Origin of the sequence: Jeongeupia naejangsanensis (genome assembly GCF_016865585.1) — a bacterium.
GTDB lineage: Bacteria > Pseudomonadota > Gammaproteobacteria > Burkholderiales > Chitinibacteraceae > Jeongeupia > Jeongeupia naejangsanensis.
In genome coordinates this window covers 126,307-142,256 of record NZ_JAESND010000003.1, presented here as the reverse complement: position 1 = coordinate 142,256, position 15,950 = coordinate 126,307, and the positions used below count along the sequence as shown (strand labels likewise).

Annotated in this window: 17 protein-coding genes; 5 read left to right on the top strand and 12 right to left on the bottom strand. The window is 65.1% G+C overall.

What is annotated here, in order from left to right:
• The first annotated feature begins 38 nt into the window (after positions 1-38).
• A complete protein-coding gene (locus tag JMJ54_RS08385; RefSeq protein WP_238999986.1) occupies positions 39-392 on the top strand; it encodes a translation initiation factor Sui1 in 354 nt (117 codons plus the stop codon).
• A 12-nt stretch (positions 393-404) separates the two neighbouring features.
• Here the strand turns inward: JMJ54_RS08385 and JMJ54_RS08380 are convergent, their stop codons facing one another.
• Positions 405-1,286 carry an EamA family transporter gene (locus tag JMJ54_RS08380; protein WP_203537736.1) on the bottom strand — a complete coding sequence of 294 codons (882 nt, stop codon included), beginning with the start codon at positions 1,284-1,286 and terminating at the stop codon, positions 405-407.
• A gap of 171 nt (positions 1,287-1,457) precedes the next feature.
• Between JMJ54_RS08380 and JMJ54_RS08375 the strand changes: the two genes are divergently transcribed.
• Positions 1,458-2,765 (top strand): hypothetical protein, encoded by a 1,308-nt coding sequence (locus JMJ54_RS08375; RefSeq protein WP_203537734.1) that lies wholly within the window; start codon positions 1,458-1,460, stop codon positions 2,763-2,765.
• Between the two features lie 27 nt (positions 2,766-2,792).
• On the opposite strand, the gene JMJ54_RS08370 is transcribed toward JMJ54_RS08375, so the two are convergent.
• Entirely contained in the window at positions 2,793-3,737 is a 945-nt protein-coding gene (locus tag JMJ54_RS08370) for a LysR family transcriptional regulator (RefSeq protein ID WP_203537731.1), read from the bottom strand.
• A gap of 95 nt (positions 3,738-3,832) precedes the next feature.
• Here JMJ54_RS08370 and JMJ54_RS08365 point away from each other — a divergent pair, with 95 nt between their 5' ends.
• Positions 3,833-4,432 carry a short chain dehydrogenase gene (locus JMJ54_RS08365; protein WP_203537729.1) on the top strand — a complete coding sequence of 200 codons (600 nt, stop codon included), beginning with the start codon at positions 3,833-3,835 and terminating at the stop codon, positions 4,430-4,432.
• A 4-nt stretch (positions 4,433-4,436) separates the two neighbouring features.
• Here JMJ54_RS08365 and JMJ54_RS08360 read toward each other — a convergent pair whose 3' ends face one another.
• Positions 4,437-5,333: a DMT family transporter gene (locus JMJ54_RS08360; RefSeq protein WP_203537727.1), complete on the bottom strand. Its 897-nt coding sequence runs from the start codon at positions 5,331-5,333 to the stop codon at positions 4,437-4,439.
• Between the two features lie 120 nt (positions 5,334-5,453).
• Between JMJ54_RS08360 and JMJ54_RS08355 the strand changes: the two genes are divergently transcribed.
• Positions 5,454-6,365, top strand: a complete 912-nt coding sequence (locus JMJ54_RS08355; protein ID WP_203537725.1) for a LysR family transcriptional regulator — start codon at positions 5,454-5,456, stop codon at positions 6,363-6,365.
• Between the two features lie 49 nt (positions 6,366-6,414).
• Here the strand turns inward: JMJ54_RS08355 and JMJ54_RS08350 are convergent, their stop codons facing one another.
• The 5 genes from JMJ54_RS08350 to JMJ54_RS08330 all read right to left on the bottom strand — a co-directional run bounded on the left by JMJ54_RS08350 (position 6,415) and on the right by JMJ54_RS08330 (position 11,705).
• The gene (locus JMJ54_RS08350) at positions 6,415-7,383 is read right to left on the bottom strand and encodes an MBL fold metallo-hydrolase (RefSeq protein ID WP_203537723.1); all 969 of its coding nucleotides are present in this window, start codon (positions 7,381-7,383) and stop codon (positions 6,415-6,417) included.
• An 80-nt stretch (positions 7,384-7,463) separates the two neighbouring features.
• Positions 7,464-8,300 (bottom strand): triose-phosphate isomerase, encoded by an 837-nt coding sequence (gene tpiA, locus JMJ54_RS08345; RefSeq protein WP_203537721.1) that lies wholly within the window; start codon positions 8,298-8,300, stop codon positions 7,464-7,466.
• Between the two features lie 71 nt (positions 8,301-8,371).
• On the bottom strand, positions 8,372-9,292 hold the full coding sequence (locus JMJ54_RS08340; RefSeq protein WP_203537719.1) for a DMT family transporter: 921 nt from the start codon (positions 9,290-9,292) through the stop codon (positions 8,372-8,374).
• A 96-nt stretch (positions 9,293-9,388) separates the two neighbouring features.
• Positions 9,389-10,084 (bottom strand): HAD family hydrolase, encoded by a 696-nt coding sequence (locus tag JMJ54_RS08335; protein ID WP_203537717.1) that lies wholly within the window; start codon positions 10,082-10,084, stop codon positions 9,389-9,391.
• The gene (locus JMJ54_RS08330) at positions 10,074-11,705 is read right to left on the bottom strand and encodes an FAD-dependent monooxygenase (RefSeq protein ID WP_203537715.1); all 1,632 of its coding nucleotides are present in this window, start codon (positions 11,703-11,705) and stop codon (positions 10,074-10,076) included. The genes JMJ54_RS08335 and JMJ54_RS08330 overlap by 11 nt, the downstream gene beginning before the upstream one ends.
• Between JMJ54_RS08330 and JMJ54_RS08325 the strand changes: the two genes are divergently transcribed.
• Positions 11,587-12,771 carry a LysR family transcriptional regulator gene (locus JMJ54_RS08325; protein ID WP_238999985.1) on the top strand — a complete coding sequence of 395 codons (1,185 nt, stop codon included), beginning with the start codon at positions 11,587-11,589 and terminating at the stop codon, positions 12,769-12,771. The genes JMJ54_RS08330 and JMJ54_RS08325 overlap by 119 nt on opposite strands.
• A 25-nt stretch (positions 12,772-12,796) precedes the next feature.
• On the opposite strand, the gene JMJ54_RS08320 is transcribed toward JMJ54_RS08325, so the two are convergent.
• From JMJ54_RS08320 to JMJ54_RS08305, 4 genes are all read right to left on the bottom strand, one after another.
• Positions 12,797-13,555: an AfsA-related hotdog domain-containing protein gene (locus JMJ54_RS08320; RefSeq protein ID WP_203537711.1), complete on the bottom strand. Its 759-nt coding sequence runs from the start codon at positions 13,553-13,555 to the stop codon at positions 12,797-12,799.
• Positions 13,556-13,621: 66 nt separating this feature from the next.
• Positions 13,622-14,479 (bottom strand): SDR family oxidoreductase, encoded by an 858-nt coding sequence (locus JMJ54_RS08315; protein ID WP_203537709.1) that lies wholly within the window; start codon positions 14,477-14,479, stop codon positions 13,622-13,624.
• Between the two features lie 30 nt (positions 14,480-14,509).
• Positions 14,510-14,953, bottom strand: coding sequence for an SRPBCC family protein (locus tag JMJ54_RS08310; RefSeq protein WP_203537707.1), 444 nt, complete (start codon positions 14,951-14,953; stop codon positions 14,510-14,512).
• A 486-nt stretch (positions 14,954-15,439) separates the two neighbouring features.
• Positions 15,440-15,949, bottom strand: coding sequence for a hypothetical protein (locus JMJ54_RS08305; protein WP_203537706.1), 510 nt, complete (start codon positions 15,947-15,949; stop codon positions 15,440-15,442).
• Position 15,950 lies beyond the last annotated feature (1 nt).

Here is a 15,950-nt window from a genome sequence, read left to right as displayed (position 1 = left end):
GATACACGGATCTTCCGGCCCGGACGCGGAGCCAGCCGTTGAAAGCGCCATCGTCAGGCGGTCTGGTCTACTCGACCGAACACGGCAGCATGTGCCCGGCCTGCCGCCAGCCGCTGGCGGCCTGCAGCTGCAAGGCCGCCGCGCCGGCGGGCTTCGCCGACGGCGCGCTGCGGGTCTCGCGGGAAACGCGCAAAGGCAAAGGCGTCACGCTGGTCAAGGGCCTGACGCTGGACGCCACCGCGATCGCGCTGCTGGCCAAACAGTTGCGGACCCGGTGCGGGTCGGGCGGCACGGTCAAGGACGGCGTGATCGAAATCCAGGGCGACCACTGCGAACCGGTGATGGCCCTGCTCACTGAGCTGGGCCACCGCGTCAAACGCGCCGGCGGCTGAAACGTCGGCATATCAGGCGGTCTGCGGCGCTGCCCGCCAGCGCGGACCGAACACGTTGACCAGCAGCCCGAGCATCACCACCAGCCCGCCCGCCCACTGGACCGGCGTCAGCTGTTCGCCCAGCAGCAGCCGCGCCGAAACCAGTCCGACCACCGGCACCAGCAAGGTCAGCGGTGCGATCTGCCGCACCGGATGGTGTGCCAGCAGACGGCCCCACAGCCCGTAGCCCAGGCAGGTGGCGACGTAGGCCAGGTAGAACACCGCCAGTACGCTGTCCACGCCGGGACTGGCGAGGCTGGCCGTGATGCGCGGCGCGCCTTCCAGCCAGAGCGACAGCGCCAGAAACGGCAACGGCGGCACCAGCGCGCCCCAGACCACCAGACCCAGCGGGTCGACCTTGCCGATGCCCTTGATCACCAGATTGCCACCCGCCCAGCACAGGGCGGCGCACAAGGTCAGCCCGAAGCCGAGGGTGGAGACGCGTCCGGCACCGCCGCTCAGCCCGATCATCGCCAGTCCGGCCGCCGCCACGGCCAGCCCGGCCAGGCTGTACCAGTGCATGCGCTCGCCGAACAGCGCCGCAGCCAGCAGCACGGTGAAGAAGGCCTGCGCCTGCAGTACCAGTGACGCCAGACCGGCGGGCATGCCGGCGTCGATGGCGGAAAACAGGAAGACGAACTGCCCGAGACTGATCGTCGCGCCATAGGCCAGCAGCCGTGTCCACGGCACCTGCGGGCGGGGCACGAACAGCACGGCCGGAAACGCGACCAGGATGAAGCGCAAGGCACCGAGCAGCATCGGCGGCACGCCGTGCAGGCCGACCTTGATGACGACGAAATTGACGCCCCAGGCCACGATCACCAGCAGTGCGGCCAGCCAGTCTTTCAACGCCATGGTGATGCTCCGGAAAGGGAGCATCCAGTATGCGCCGTCCGCAATTCCGGCAAAGGCACAGTCGCAGCGGCCGGCATCCGTAACAGCGCCCCGGAAACGGCCGACCACCGGCACGGCAGGATCCCCACGCCGCCTGTATGGTGAAGTTAGCGCCGTCGCTGGGGAAAAACGATGAAGCCGTGGACCCTGCTGTTCGCACTCTCGCTGCCCGTTGCCGGCGCCGACCCGACCTCGACCGGTGCGGCACCGTTGCCCTTCGGCCTGACTCCCTTGCCCGGCTATGTCTCGACCTTCCCGCCCTTCGTGCGCGAGAACGTCGAGCTTGATGTGCCGGTGTCCGGCTGGATCCGCGACAAGCGCGGCGTCCCCGAACGCTGGGACGAGTACGCGGTCCCGGTCACCGGCACCGGCTGGTATGCCGAATACCGCTACCGCAAAGGCGAAGTCACCGCCGCCGCAGTCCGCAAACATTACGAGTGCGCGCTGTCACGCGACGGCTTCACCCGGGTCGAGATGCAGCAGTGCGACGAACGCTGCCTGCGAGATACCGACGGCGTCGAGCTGCGCCGCGTCGCCGGCAACGCCATGCGCAATGTCCGGCCGCGCCCGGCCGCCGGCTACGGCATCGATTACACCGTCTACACCAATCCGCGCGCCGGCGTGGTGCTGCTCGGCACCGGTCATTCGGACGCCGACCCGGCGCTTGTCGACGTAACGCTGGCGATCGCGCAGGGGCCGATCCGCGACCTGAAGCCGATCACCCGCAAGCTGAAAGCCAGCCCGACCGAGCCCGGCCTCAACAGCGCCGACTGTCCGGCCAGCGACAAGGGCCGACCCGAACCGGTCTGGCCGGTGCGCGAGAAACCGGTGCCGCTGAGCCGCGCACCGTTCGACCTCGACATCCTGCCCGGCAACCCGCCGTTCGAGCAGGGCAAATACCTCGAACATCTGCGCGTCGACGTGCCGGTATCTACGCCGTACTTCACCCCGGGCAAAGGCATCCGCGCCGACCAGCTGGTCCCGGTCGCCGGCAATACCTGGTTTTACAGCTATACGCTCGACGACAGCGCGCAATGGCTCAACGACTATTACGGCGAGATTCTCGTCCGCAACGGCTACCAGCTCGTGCATGCCTACCGCTGCGACGCCGGCTGCCAGCGCGGCGAAGGCCCGGGCCCGCGCCGGCTGCGCGCCTACTTCGGGCTGATGCAGAGCAACCTGAACAGCGAGCTGCGGCTCAACCTGATCGGCCCGCGTACCGAGTACCGGATCTACTCGGACCGCAAGACCGGCGTCGTCATCGTAGGCACCGAACAGCGTATCGGCCTGCAGCGAACCGATGTCGAGCTCTACATCGCCCACGGCGTCGTGCTCGACGATGCCGCGTTTGCGGCCAGAGCTGCCGAGCCGACCGTCATCCACCAGGGCCGGGGCGACGATCGCGTGCGTCCCGCGGGCAAGGCCATGCAGGAGAAGTAGCGCGCGGCCCGCCGCCGCACCGGCCGGCTAGGCGGCTGGCGGCAAGCGGTCGCGCTGCGGCGCTTGGGCGAACCACTCGAGCAGGAAGTCGATCACCGCGCGCACCTTGGCCGGTTGCGGCAACCGTTGCGGGTAGACGAGATAGAACGGCAACGCCGGCAACCGGTAGTCGGGCAGGAGGCGCACGAGCCGCCCCGCTTCGACGTCGGCGATCGCCAGATAGCTCGGCAGCCGGGCGATGCCGCCGCCCGCCAGCGCCAGATTGCGCAGCATGTCGAAATTGTTGCTCTGCATGACCGGCGCGATGTCGACCGCGTACGGCAGTTCGTCACGGCTGAACACCCAGTGCGTTGCCTCGCGGAAAAACTGGTTGGCGAGACACGGCCAGTCCGTCAGTTCGGCCGGTGTCTGCGGCGCCTTGTCGCCGAGCAGTGCCGGGCTGGCCACCACCCAGTCGCGCACCAGACTCAGCGGGCGCGACACCAGCCGCTCCGGCGCGGCGAGGTTCGAGCGGATCGCCAGATCGAAGCCGTCGGCTTCGAGATCGCGCGGCTCGCGGCTCAGGTCGAGCTCGACGCTCACCTGCGGATAGCGTGCCCGGAACGCCAGCAGCGCCTGCGCCATGAAGGCGCTGCCGAAGCTCGTCGGCACCGTCATCCGCACCGTGCCGGCCACCTCGTCGCGCAGCTCGCGCACGGCCTGTGCCGCCGCACCGGCCCATTGCGACCAGTTGCGGCAATGCGCGAAGTACACCTGCCCGGCTTCGGTCAGGTTGAGCCGCCGCGTCGTCCGGTACAGCAGCGGCGTGCCGAGCAGGGCTTCGAGCTGGCCGACCTGACGGCTGACCCGTGCGGTCGAGACGCCGAGCGCGTCGGCCGCGCGGGTAAAGCTGCCATGCTCGACCACGGCGGCGAAGGTCATGGCCCACTGCAAGGACAGTGTCTTGGCGTGAGCCGGGTCGATTCCATTCATGGATGCAATAGTGAATTGATTTCAATGCTGATTATCATCGATACAGCCTTGTATATGATGAATTTCGTCAACAATCAAACAGCAAGGAGCTCACCATGAAAGTGCTCGTCATCGGTGCCAGCGGCACCATCGGCCGTGCCGTCGCCGCCGAACTCGCCCCGCGTCATACCATCGTCACCGCCGGCCGCAGCAGCGGCGACTTCCGTGTCGACGTGACTGATCTGGCCAGTGTCCAGCGCCTGTTCCGCGAAACCGGCCCGCTCGACGCCGTGATCGCCACGACCGGCAGCCTGCACTTCGGTCCGCTGGGCGAGTTCACTCCCGAGCAGTACGCGATCGGCCTGAACGACAAGCTGATGGGCCAGGTGAATCTGGTCATCGCCGGCCAGCACGTGCTGAACGACGGCGGCAGCTTCACGCTGACCAGCGGCATCGTCAGCGACGAACCGATCCGCTACGGCAGCAGCGCCAGCATGGTCAACGCGGCGATCGAGGGCTTCGTCCGCGGCGCGGCGATCGAGCTGCCGCGCGGCCTGCGCATCAACGTGGTCAGCCCGAACGTGCTGGTCGAATCGCTGGACGGCTACGGCCCCTACTTCCGCGGCTTCGAAGCGGTGCCGGCGGCCCGCGTCGCGCTGGCGTACAGCAAGAGTGTCGAGGGCCTGCAGACCGGGCGCGTCTATCCGGTGCACTGAGGCCTTACGCGACGGCTGCCGTCTGCCGCGGCAGCGTCGCCCACAGGCAGGCGCCGACGATCAGCACGGCGCCGCACCAGGCCAGCGGCGTCAGCCGCTCGCCCAGCCAGACCGCCGCGAACAGCGCGCCGAACACCGGCTCGCTGCCCATCAGCAGCGCCACCCGGCTCGGGCTGCCGCGGCGCACCGCCCAGTTCTGCGCGAAGAAGGCGAAAATCGTGCAGAACAGCACCAGATACAGTGAGGCGATCCAGAACGCCGGTGCGGTCGGTAGCGCCGGCAGGCCGGTGCCCGACACCAGCAGGGCCACCGCCACGCTGCCGCTGCACACCACCCCCGCCTGCACCGCCGTGAGCGTGAGCATCGGCATCGCCCGGTCCTGCGTCAGCCGCTTGATCATGCAGACGTTGATCGCCCGCAGGACCGCGGCCACCAGCATCAGCGCATCCCCGAGATTGAAGCGCAATGTGGCACCGGAGCTGAGCATGGCCGCGCCGGCCAGCGAAACGCCGGCGGCCAGCATTGCGGTGCGGTCCGGCCGGCGACCCAGCATGATCCACTCGGCAAACGGCGTGAACACCACGCACAGGCTGATCAGGAAAGCCGCGTTGGCCGCGGTGGTCAGCGCGATGCCGAAGGTTTCGCAAATGAAGATCCCCAGCAGGATGGCGCCGAGCGGCAGGCCCGCCCCCAGCGCGGCGCGCCCTGCCGGCGTTGCCAGCTGCCGCAGCGACGGCAGCAGCAGCAGGAAGGTCAGGCCGAAACGCACCGCCAGAAAACCGAGCACCGGGTAGTACACCAGCGCGCCCTTGGCGACGCCGTAACTCGTTCCCCACAGCAGGGCGACCAGCAGCAGCATGGCTTCGGCCAGCCAGGGAGTACGGGAGAGGATGGCGGACATGGCAGGCTCGGAAGCGGGGAATGGAGCGATCTTAGTCCTTGCGCTAAAGTGCGATAATCAGCCTTGCAAACACAATACTTGTGTATTTCAAGCACAAATCAACGAGCGGGAGGATGCGGCATGCACGATGACTATCTCGGCCTGCTGCCCGATATGGCGGTGTTCGTCCGCGTGGTCGAGGCCGGCAGTTTCTCCGCCGCGGCCCGGCAGCTCGGCACGACGCCGTCGGCGGTCAGCCGGCAGATCGGCCGGCTCGAGAACGCGCTGGGGGCGCGCCTGCTCGAGCGCACCACGCGCAAGCTGCGGCTGAGCGAGCCGGGACGCGCCGTGCTGACCCGCGCGCAGGACATGGTGTCGGCGGCCAGGGCGGTGATGGCAGTCCCGAACGAATTCATGGAAGCGCCGCGCGGGCTGGTGCGCATCAGCATCCCCAACGCGTTCGGCCGTCAGGTGGTCCATCCGACGCTGCCGGCCTTTCTGGCGCGCTATCCGGAGGTCGACATCCAGCTCGTCCTCACCGACCGCGACGTCGATCCGTTCGACGACGATGTCGATCTGGTGCTGCGGCTGACCGAAACGCCGCCACCGGGGCTGGCGGCAAGACCGCTGCTGCGGATCCAGCATGTGCTGGCCGCCACGCCGGCCTATCTGGCCGAACACGGTACGCCGGCCCATCCGCGCGAACTGGCCCGGCACAGCTGCATCTATCTCGGCGAAACGCCCGACGACGCACGCTGGCAGTTCAAGCGCGATGCCGAGGTAGCCACCGTCAGCGTGCGGGGGCGCTACGTCGCCAACCACAGCGGGGTGCGGCTGGAAGGCGCTCTCGCGCATCTGGGCATCGCCTGCCTGCCGCTGTTTACCGCACGTGCCGCGATTGCCGAAGGCCGCCTGCTTCAGGTGCTGCCGGATTGGGATTTCCGCGCGCCGGCGTATCGTGGCACCGCGTGGCTGCTGTATCCGCCAAAGCGCCATCTGGCGCCGAAGGTGCGGGTACTGATCGACTATCTGGCAACGCAACTGGCGCAGTGAGCGTTGCCCACTGCGCCTCAGGCGCGCCCTGTGGCGCGCGGTGCCGGGATTACAGCGCTTTGCCGGCGTCGATATCGGTGTTGACCAGACCGTACACGCTGTAGCCGATCATGTAGCTGAGTTTGTAGTCCGGGAAGCGTTCGCTGAAGCGGCGTTCCAGTTCCTTGTAGTGGCTGGCCGCCAGCTTCGGATCCTTCAGCTCGCCCTTGCGGTCGCCCAGTTGCTCGATATAGGTACGGACCAGCGTATCGGCCTGCGTCAGGTAACGCTGCTGCTCCTTGACAGCCGTGCCCACCGTGACGAATTCGCCGCGGCCGCCGTAGACCTTGGCATTCGGCTTGCCCTGGGACAGCGCCGTCAGCTCGCCTACCGCGGCCGACCACGCCTTCAGGTCCGCGCGCGGCTTGCCGTTGACCAGGCCGCCTTCCAGCCACAGGTGGGCCTTGTTGTGCAGCAGGTCGCCGACGATCAGGTCGCCGCTCTGGTCGATGCGCACGACCACCTGCTTGGTCGCGACGCCTGGGTGCTGCAGCTCGATCAGGCTCAGCGTTTCACCGGACTTCAGCTTGACCACGCTCTTGCCGGTGAACGTCGTCTTGACGTTCTCGAACGCCGGGTAGGTGCCGGGCTTGAAGGCCTTGGCGGTATTGACCCAGAAATTTTCCTTGTAGGCATGCACCTTGGGCATCTCGGCCGACACCGCCGCGCTGGTGATCGATTCGACGCCCTGCTTGTGCAGGTAAGGCAGGCCGTTGAACTTGTCCGGATTCGGGTGGGTGACCACGACGCGGGTGATCGGCGACTTGGTTTCGCTGCGGATCTGCTTGACCATCGCCTCGGTCAGCGCCGGCACGAACTGGGTATCGATGATGGTCACCTCCTTGCCGTCATCGTAGTAGAAGGTGTGCGTGTCGAAGCCGTTGGCGTCGGAGGTGAACACGCCCAGCTGACCTGCCAGTGCGAGTTGGCTCATGACGGCCAGTGCGCCGCCGATGACGGATTTGAACGGAAATTTCATGGTTGCTCCTAGCTGTGTTGGACTGCGTTTTTATTGGTGGTGTGTAAAAAACGCGCTGCCGTGACGAATCGCGGCCGCGCTTAAAACTCGCGCCAGAACGGGCTGTCGATCGACGGCATGCCCGGCAGGTGATGTGATGGTCCGTCGGTGTCGATCAGCCCGGCCCGCGGCTTTTTCAGCAGCTCGATCGGTTCGCCGTGCGCGCAGCGGTTCGCGGTGTGGCAGATGCTGAGGAACTCGCTGGCCGACAGCGCCGCGTTGCCGACCAGCACCCCATCGACACTGTCGAGGCCGAGCACCTGCCCGGCGTTGTGGCTCTTGACGCTGCCGCCGTACAGCACCCGGGTGCCGGGGCCGAGGACGTCCTTGATGAACAGGTGCATGTCGTTGATGTCGGCACTGGTTGCAGTCACGCCGCCACCGATCGCCCACGACGGCTCGTAAGCCACGGCGTAGCGGTCGGTCGGCACGCCGGCCAGCAGCGCCAGCTCGTCGACCATGGCCTGCCGTGCCAGCCCGCCCTCGCGCTGCGCCAGCGTCTCGCCGACGCAGTACACCGGGTACAGCCCGGCACCGAGCGCGGCGTGCAGCTTGCCGGCCGTCACTTCGCGGGTTTCGCCGAACAGGCTGCGCCGCTCCGGGTGACCGACCAGCACCAGCCGGCAACCGAACTCCTTGAGCATCGCGGCGGAGATTTCGCCGGTGTAGCCGCCGAACGGATGCTCGCTGACGTTCTGAGCGCCGAGCTTGATCTGCGAGCGCGCCGCCTTCAGCAGCGAGTGCGCGGCACTCAGGTAGGGGTAGGGCAGGCACAGCGCCACCGCCGAGCCGAGACCTTCGTGTAAGAGCGTCGGAACAATCGAATGCAACAGATCGATGTTGCCGTTCATTTTCCAGTTGCCGATGACCATCTTCATGACTGCGTTTCCTGGGTGTTGCGTGCTTCGTCACCGGGGCGGCGTCTGCCGGCGCCCCGGTGCGTCACCCGCTATTGGCTGGCCTTGACCGCCAGACCCATCTTTCGGGCCTGCACGGTCAGGGCAACGATGATCAGCAGCGTCCCGACGACCTCGCTGCCGTTGGGCAAAGCCCCCTTGGCAACGCTGATCAGCAGGGCCGACACCGGCACCAGATTGATGAACACGATGCCGTGGACCGCACCGAGGGTCCGGACGCCCTTGTTGAAGGCCAGTGCGGCCAGCACGGTACCGATGACGACGATGTAGAGGATCGGCGGAATCGCGGCGATCAGGTCGGCCGGCGCCGGACGGTGCGCATAACCGAGGAAGGTTGCGACCAGTGCGAAGGCGAACAGCCCCGGCAGCGCCAGAATCGCCGTGAAGGTCGTGTACTCGATCACCGACAGCCTGGACACGCTGGCCTGGCCACGGGTGTACATGATCCAGCCGACGGTGCCGACGAAGGCGATCAGGTCGCCGACCACGGTGCTCTGGCCCTCGGCGGTATTGCCGTGCCAGACGCCGGAGACCAGCGAGACGCCGAAGATCGCCAGCGCGACGACGCACCAGGCCCACAGCTGCGGCCGCTGGCGTTCGAACACCCAGCGCATCAGCAGCGTGGTGATCGGCATCGTCGCCATGATCACCGCACCGTGCGACGGTACCGAGTGCGACAGGCCGATGAAGACCAGGATGCCGAACATGCCGTAGCCCATCAGGCCGAGGCTGGCCAGACGCAGCCAGTGCTCGCGCAGCAGCGTCCAGCGGACATTGCCCTGCAGCAGCAGGATGCAGCACAGCAGCAGCGCCGCACCGGTATAGCGGACCACGGTGAACCAGAACGGGTCGACGTTGTTCAGCACCAGCTTGCCGGCGTGGAACAGGCCGCCCCACGCGGCGGTGGCAAACAGGAGGGCCAGCATGGCGGCCCAGCGGGATACATTGTTCATGTCTTACTCACTTGTTGAAGGAAATCGGGCAAGGACGCTGCGCCTGCCGGGGCCGGCGCAGCGGTATCGGGTTGGGCCTGCGAAGCAGCCGGGTTGTCAGACGTGCATGGCTTCGGCCACCTGCGCCTGCTCGTTCAGCGCCAGGACCGGCCAGTCGCGCTGGCGGGCCACTTCCTCGAGTGCCGGGTCGCCCTCGACCACGAAAGCGAGGCCGGTCTGGAACAGCATCGGCAGATCGGTGATGTGATCGCCGCAGGCGACGCAATCGGCCAGATCGATGCCCTGCTCCGCCGCGTACTGGCGGACCGCCACGCCCTTGCCGTCGCCGATCATCTGCAGCCCGTCGATCTGCCCGGTATAGAAACCGTCGCGGACTTCCAGCGTCGTCGCCAGGCACGCGTCGAAGCCGAGGTGGCGCATCAGCGGTGCAAGGATTTCGTGGCTCGAGCCCGATACCGCCACCAGCTGGTAGCCCTCGGCACGCAGGCGCCCGGCCAGCGTCAGCGCCGAACGGATCCACAGCGCGTCGCCGTACTCGCCCAGCTGGTGGGCGAACCAGGCCTCGGCAATCGCCCGCAGCACTGACTGGCTCCGCCCCGAAAAGCTCTGGTAGAACAGGCGGTTCAGCGCCTGGCGGTCGTGGCGTTGCGGATGGTCCTGCAGCATCTGGACGAAGGCCGGATAGGCATCGCCCGAGCCGGTGCGTGCGTAGTAGTACTGCTGGAACGAGAACATCGACTTCAGGTTCAGCAGCGTGTTGTCGACATCGAAGAAAGCGGCCTTACGCTTCATGGCTAACCAGCTCCTCTCGCGTCGCGGTCCTGGCCGGACGCGCTGCAAATTGCGCTTTGTTGAAATGGGCGGTGACCGCGTCCAGCGACCAGCCGTGGCTCGACTGGGCGGTGAAGCCGTCGGGCCGGACCAGGACCTGCGCCCGTTCGGTCACGTCGAAGGCTTCGAAGATGCTGCTCAGCCTGTCCTCGATCACCTCGACGCCGGCCGGCATCGACACGTCGATCGCCTCGACCTCGCGCGTCACCAGCTTCACCTTCAGGAAGGGCATGAGCGGCAGATGCTGGCTGCAGAAGGCCTGCAGTTGCTGCAGCGTTCGCGTGTCGACACGATTGGCGATCAGTAGCAGCGTGAACGCGTTGCCGTGGATCAGGCTGGCCAGCGGCTTGTAGCCGAGGCCTTCGGGAATCCACGCGTGCGGCACGCGGGTACCGGCCTGCGGCAGCCCCTTCGGCGACGCCTGCGCGCCGTCGTACGCCTGCATCAGCCCGGCCAGCAGCCGCGGCAACTGCTCCTGCACCTTCGGCGTCGGGTTGAACCAGCGCGTCACCAGCCGGCGCATCATCCGGCGGTGCCACGCCGTCGCGGTGATGTAGTCGGTGGTCTTGGACGTGATGGTGGCAATCAGCTTGGCGATGGCTTCGCGCTCGTCGCGATAGCTGTCGACCAGACCGACCGGTGCCCAGCCCTTCTCGACGTACGCCAGCTTCCACGCCAGATTGAAGGCATCCTGGAAACCGGTATTCAGTCCCTGTGCGCCCAGCGGGCTGAACAGGTGGAAGGCATCACCGACCAGCAGTGTCCGGCCCTGCAGGCAGGTGTCGGCACGGCGGTGGTAGAACGGCGCGCACGTCAGCCATTCCGGCGAATGCACGCGCATATTGCCCGGCCCCTGCCGATCGACAATCGCCTGCAGCTCGGCCAGCGTCGCCTTGGGCTTTTCGTCGCCCTGGAAGTCCTCGTACAGCTTGTCGGTCTGCGCAATGATCCGGTGCAGGCCGTTCGGCATCGGCACCAGCAGCAGGTAGCCGTGCTTCGAGAGGAAGAACTGCAGCTCGTACTTGGGGCCGGCCCAGTCGACCTTGACGTCGCCAAGGATGAAGGACTTGCCGTAATCGCCGCCCGGAAAGCCGATCCCGGCCAGCTCGCGCACCGCGCTGCGGCTGCCGTCCGCACCGATCAGCCAGTTGCAGCTGACGATTTCCTCGCTGCCGTCGGCATGCTGCAGCTTCACCTGCGCCGCTTGGCTCGCGTCGTTGCGATCGCCCAGCTGGGCAATGCTGACGAGCCGGGTATTCCACTCGACGCGGCCGCCGAGGCTGATCAGGCGCGCCAGCAAGGTGCGCTCGGTGCAACTTTGCGGCAAACCTACAACAAACGAATATGCCGATGAAATATTTGTAAACTTTGCCTGCATAATCGTTTGGCCATTGTCAACCAAACGAAAGGAATGCATCGGATGCCCCTGGCTGAGCAACTGCTCGGTCACCCCCAACGCATGCATGCTTTCCAGCGTCCGCGCATGGACGCCTACCGCTTTCGAAAACGGCGTGGGTGCATCGTTCTTTTCGATGACCCGAACCGCAATCCCCTGTTGGCGCAGCAATGCTGCCGTCGCCATCCCGACCGGACCGGCACCGATCACTAAAACAGGAACGAAACTTTTATGCACTTTTCAGCCCGACCATAAAAAATTTTCAATTCGTTCCGAGCGGCCGCCCCTATCGGCTGCCATTGCCCCGAACCCGCACTTTCATATCTTCAAATCAGCCATGAACAACAGCCTGAGACCGATTGACCTCAATCTCTTCAAGGTCCTGCTTTCCATTTACAACCAGCGCAATCTCACGCATGCCGGAAAGCAGCTCGCAATGACGCAACCCGCAGTCAGCCGCGCACTGGAGCGATTGAATTACATTTTCAACGAGCGCCTTTTTGTCCGAATCGACGGCGAAATGCGCCCGACCCGTACCACCGAAATGATTGCCCCGCTGCTGTTCGAGGGCATGGCCCTGCTCGAGGCCGCCGTCAACATGGCTTCCGGCTTCGATCCAAAACACATTTCCACTTCATTGAAACTCGGGCTCAACGATTACGGCATCGCCATTGTTCTGCCCAAATTACTGCAACGCGTCAGCCAGCAAGCGCCTTCGGTCTTTCTCACCACCATGCCGGCCACCTATCAGGACGCCCATGAATTGATCGAGCGTTCCGAAATCGACTGCGCCATTGTTTCTTCATTACCGCCTTGCGGCCGCCTTGCCACCGACCCGCTATTCCGCGAGGATTACGTCGCGGTCTGCTCCAATCTGCATCCGGCCATTTCGGACGGATTGACCATGACACAATTCCTTGCCGCCGAGCATTTGCTGGTTTCCTATAAAGGCCACCTGTCCGGCTGGGTAGACGAACGTCTGGCCGAAATGGGCAGCAAACGCCGCGTCGTCGGTTCGGTACACAGTTTCAATGCCATTCCGGAACTGCTGTGCCAGCAACCTTATCTCTGCGTCCTGCCGCGCCGACTGGCACAGCATTTCGCCAAGGCCTACCCGCTGCGCATCAACGAACTGCCGCTGCCCAGCGAAAACCACCTGTTCCACTTCATCCGCCTGAACCACCTGACCAAGAACCCGATTTCCAACTGGATTCGCGATCAGGTCATCGAGACCTGCCAGGAGCTGGTCTGAGCCCCGATGACCCGGTGTCCGGCCATCAGGCCACTTGTCGCGGCTGCGAAGCCTGGACATCCAGCACGTTGTTCAGTGCGGTGATGGCCATCTGCTCTTCCTTCGGGTTCAGCCTGCTTTCCAGGATGGCCGTGTACTCCACTTCGGCGGTGCAGACCGTCTCGTTCTGCTGGACGAAGCGGATCTTCGTCTTGGCGGACATCCGGTCGGCGCGGCTCTGGTCCAGCGATTCGATGTGGAAGTCGATGCCGACCTGCAACGGGAAGGTGAACTTGGTGTAATCGACGTTGAACTTGTTGATCACGAAGTAGTACTTCTCGTTTTTCGGTAGCAGGAACCACTCGCTCACCGCCAGGAACGCCTGGCGTGCCGCTTCGGTCAGCACCATGCCCTGGATGTGATGGCCGGTGGTGTGGTCGGAAATGATTTCGCAGTCATCGTCCAGCGACAGCAGCATGTGGTACTGGTTGAGGCCGGTCTGCTGCGGATCGGTGATCAGGATGTTGCGGCGCTGCCATTTGTGGCTGAAGCGGCGACCGGTGCGCCCGGTAATCTGTTCCTCGCCACGGAATGCCACCGGCACACCGCGCGCGTTGAAACGGCCCTTCAGGTAGGTGTACCAGCCTTCGGACACGCCCTGGCCGATCACCACCGACGTCGGCAGGTCCTCGTCCTGTGCCGCACCGTCGAGCTTGTGCGCCAGTTGCGAAACGGTCATCACGCCTGGCAGGTTTGCGAAGTGGGCGAACTTGTCACCGACCACGACAATTTGATCTGGATTCATCGGATTTCTCTTTGTAATTGGGCTCCGGGTGCGCTGGACAAACCGCCCACCGCACCCAGGCTGCGCTTAGGCCGCCACGAACTGCGGACGATAGGTGTTGGCGAAGTTGTTCAGATCGTGCGCCGGGCGACCGGTGACCTTGGCCACGGTATCGCTCAGCACGGCAGCGCCGTAACCTGCGCGGTAGATCTGGAACAGCTCGAGGAAGGCTTCGACCAGCCACTGGTCGAGTCCGCCCGACGTCATCGCGTCACGTGCGGTTGCCTCGTCGACCGCCACGTACTTCGCCGGCTTGCCGATCGCCGTGCTCAGCACGTCGGCGGCTTGCGCATAGGTCAGCGCAGCAGGACCGGTGATCTCGTACGCCTGGTTTTCGTGGCCCGGCTCGAGCAGCGCAGTCACGATCGTCGCCGCCACGTCACGCACGTCGGTGAAGCTGATCGCGCCGTCGCCGGCCGGGGCGTAGATCGCGCCATCCGACGCGATGCTGCCGGCCGAGCCGATCAGCACCTGCATGAACAGGTTCGGACGGACGAAGGTGTAGGCGAGGCCGCTTTCCTTGATGCTGCTCTCGATCAGGAAGTGGTTGCGCGGCAGGCGGATCGGCGCCTCCGGACCGGCACCCAGACCCGACAGCTTGACGATGTGCTTCACGCCAGCCGCCTTGGCAGCCTCGACCACGGCCAGCTGATGCGCCACCATGTCGGCATGCGCCGGGGTGATCAGCACCACCTTGTCGACACCGCGCAGCGCGCTGTTTAGGCTCTGCGCATCGGTGAACTCGCCCTGCACCCATTCGACCGAACCCGACTGACCGACCTTGTCCGCATTGCGGGTCAGCGCCCGCACTGCGACGTTCTGCTCGGCGAGACGACGAACGACTTCACTACCTACATTGCCTGTGGCACCAGTAACCAGAATCATGATTTCTCCTTTGTATTTGATTTGAACAACTCAGGAATGCAGCAGTGCCGTCATTCCGTTGATTCCATTCCGGAACAGCGATTCAAGATCGCTTTTTATTTTCTGGCTATCGCCTTTTTCCGGAACGGTGTACCACGCCCGCCAAACCAGCTTCGATTCACTACCCCGTGATTCGACCTTCAATTCGGACCGGTATTGATTGACCGGCAGCGGACCACTCAAGATCGAGTAACTGAAACTGCGATCGGATTGCGAGAACGTTTCCAGGCGTTCGGTATAAGCGGTGTCGTTCTTCATCACCACCACCCGATAAATGCCGTCGCTCCGTTCTTCCACCAGACAATCGCGCACCAGGGATTGCCAGTGTGCAATGCTGCAGAACGTGCCGAGTTTTCCCCAGGCCTTTTCGGCGCTGACATCGAATTTCTGCTCGAGTACGATCTTGGGTTGATCCGGTTCAGCTGCGAACGACATTGCCGACACCGTCGCCAATACGCCCGCAAGACAGATATTCCTCAACATCCCAACCTCTACGTCGTTGCTTGAAAAATTGCAGGGTCATTGCTGTTTCATCTCCTCCCCGCCGAATCCCCGATTCATTCAAAACGGTGCGGTTTCCTTTTCGCTCCGCCCTGTGCGTCCCGGGTTGATGAAAATATATTCCAGCCCGCGCAAACTGGAAAATGAACGATTGGTATACCTGCTATACATCGCGCGGAGGCGCATTTGCTTACGGCAATAACGGCGCACATCCGGCACCCGTGAAACGGCATCGCCGACGGTAGGGACAAGGCCGGAATGGGCACAACGCTGTTGGACAGCGACGCACCGGACGACGCCGGGCGACGGTGGATTGCGGATCGGGGATCGGAGGCTTCAGTGATGACGGCGCCCCGAGGGGGCGCCGCCCGGCCGACGGAACCGGACTGCGCCGGGGCATTGCGCCCCGGCGGGATTGGCTCAGGCCGCGTTGGCCTGCTTGCGCCGTGTGCTGGCTACGCCATCGGCCGAAGCCGGCACCTTCGACTGCTGGACTGCGGCGGCCTGCTTTTGTGCAATCCAGTAGCCGTAGTCGACCTGGATGTTGTCAGCCAGCTCGAGCAGGCTGGTGAACTGGTCACCGACGAGTTCGCCGAATTGCGCGTACAGGTTGTATTCCTGCTCGAAAAACTTGCTCACCGTGTTGGCCCGGCGCAATTCGTCGCGCTCGGCGTAGATCGTCGCCAGACCGTTCCACCACTGCTCGCCCTGTTTCTGCAGCCGCTGCCACACCGCCTGCTGCAACGCCCAGGCTTCGAACAGCGTTTCCGGGTTGGCGTACGCCGGCAGGACGGCCACGGTGTTGAGGCCGTTCTGCCATTGGCGGCTGGCCGACTGGGCATACAGCTGGGTCAGGCCGTTCAGGCGCTGCGCGCCCGCCGGCTGCAAAGCCTGCGGAATGGCCGCTGAAATCGCATCGTAGAAGGACATT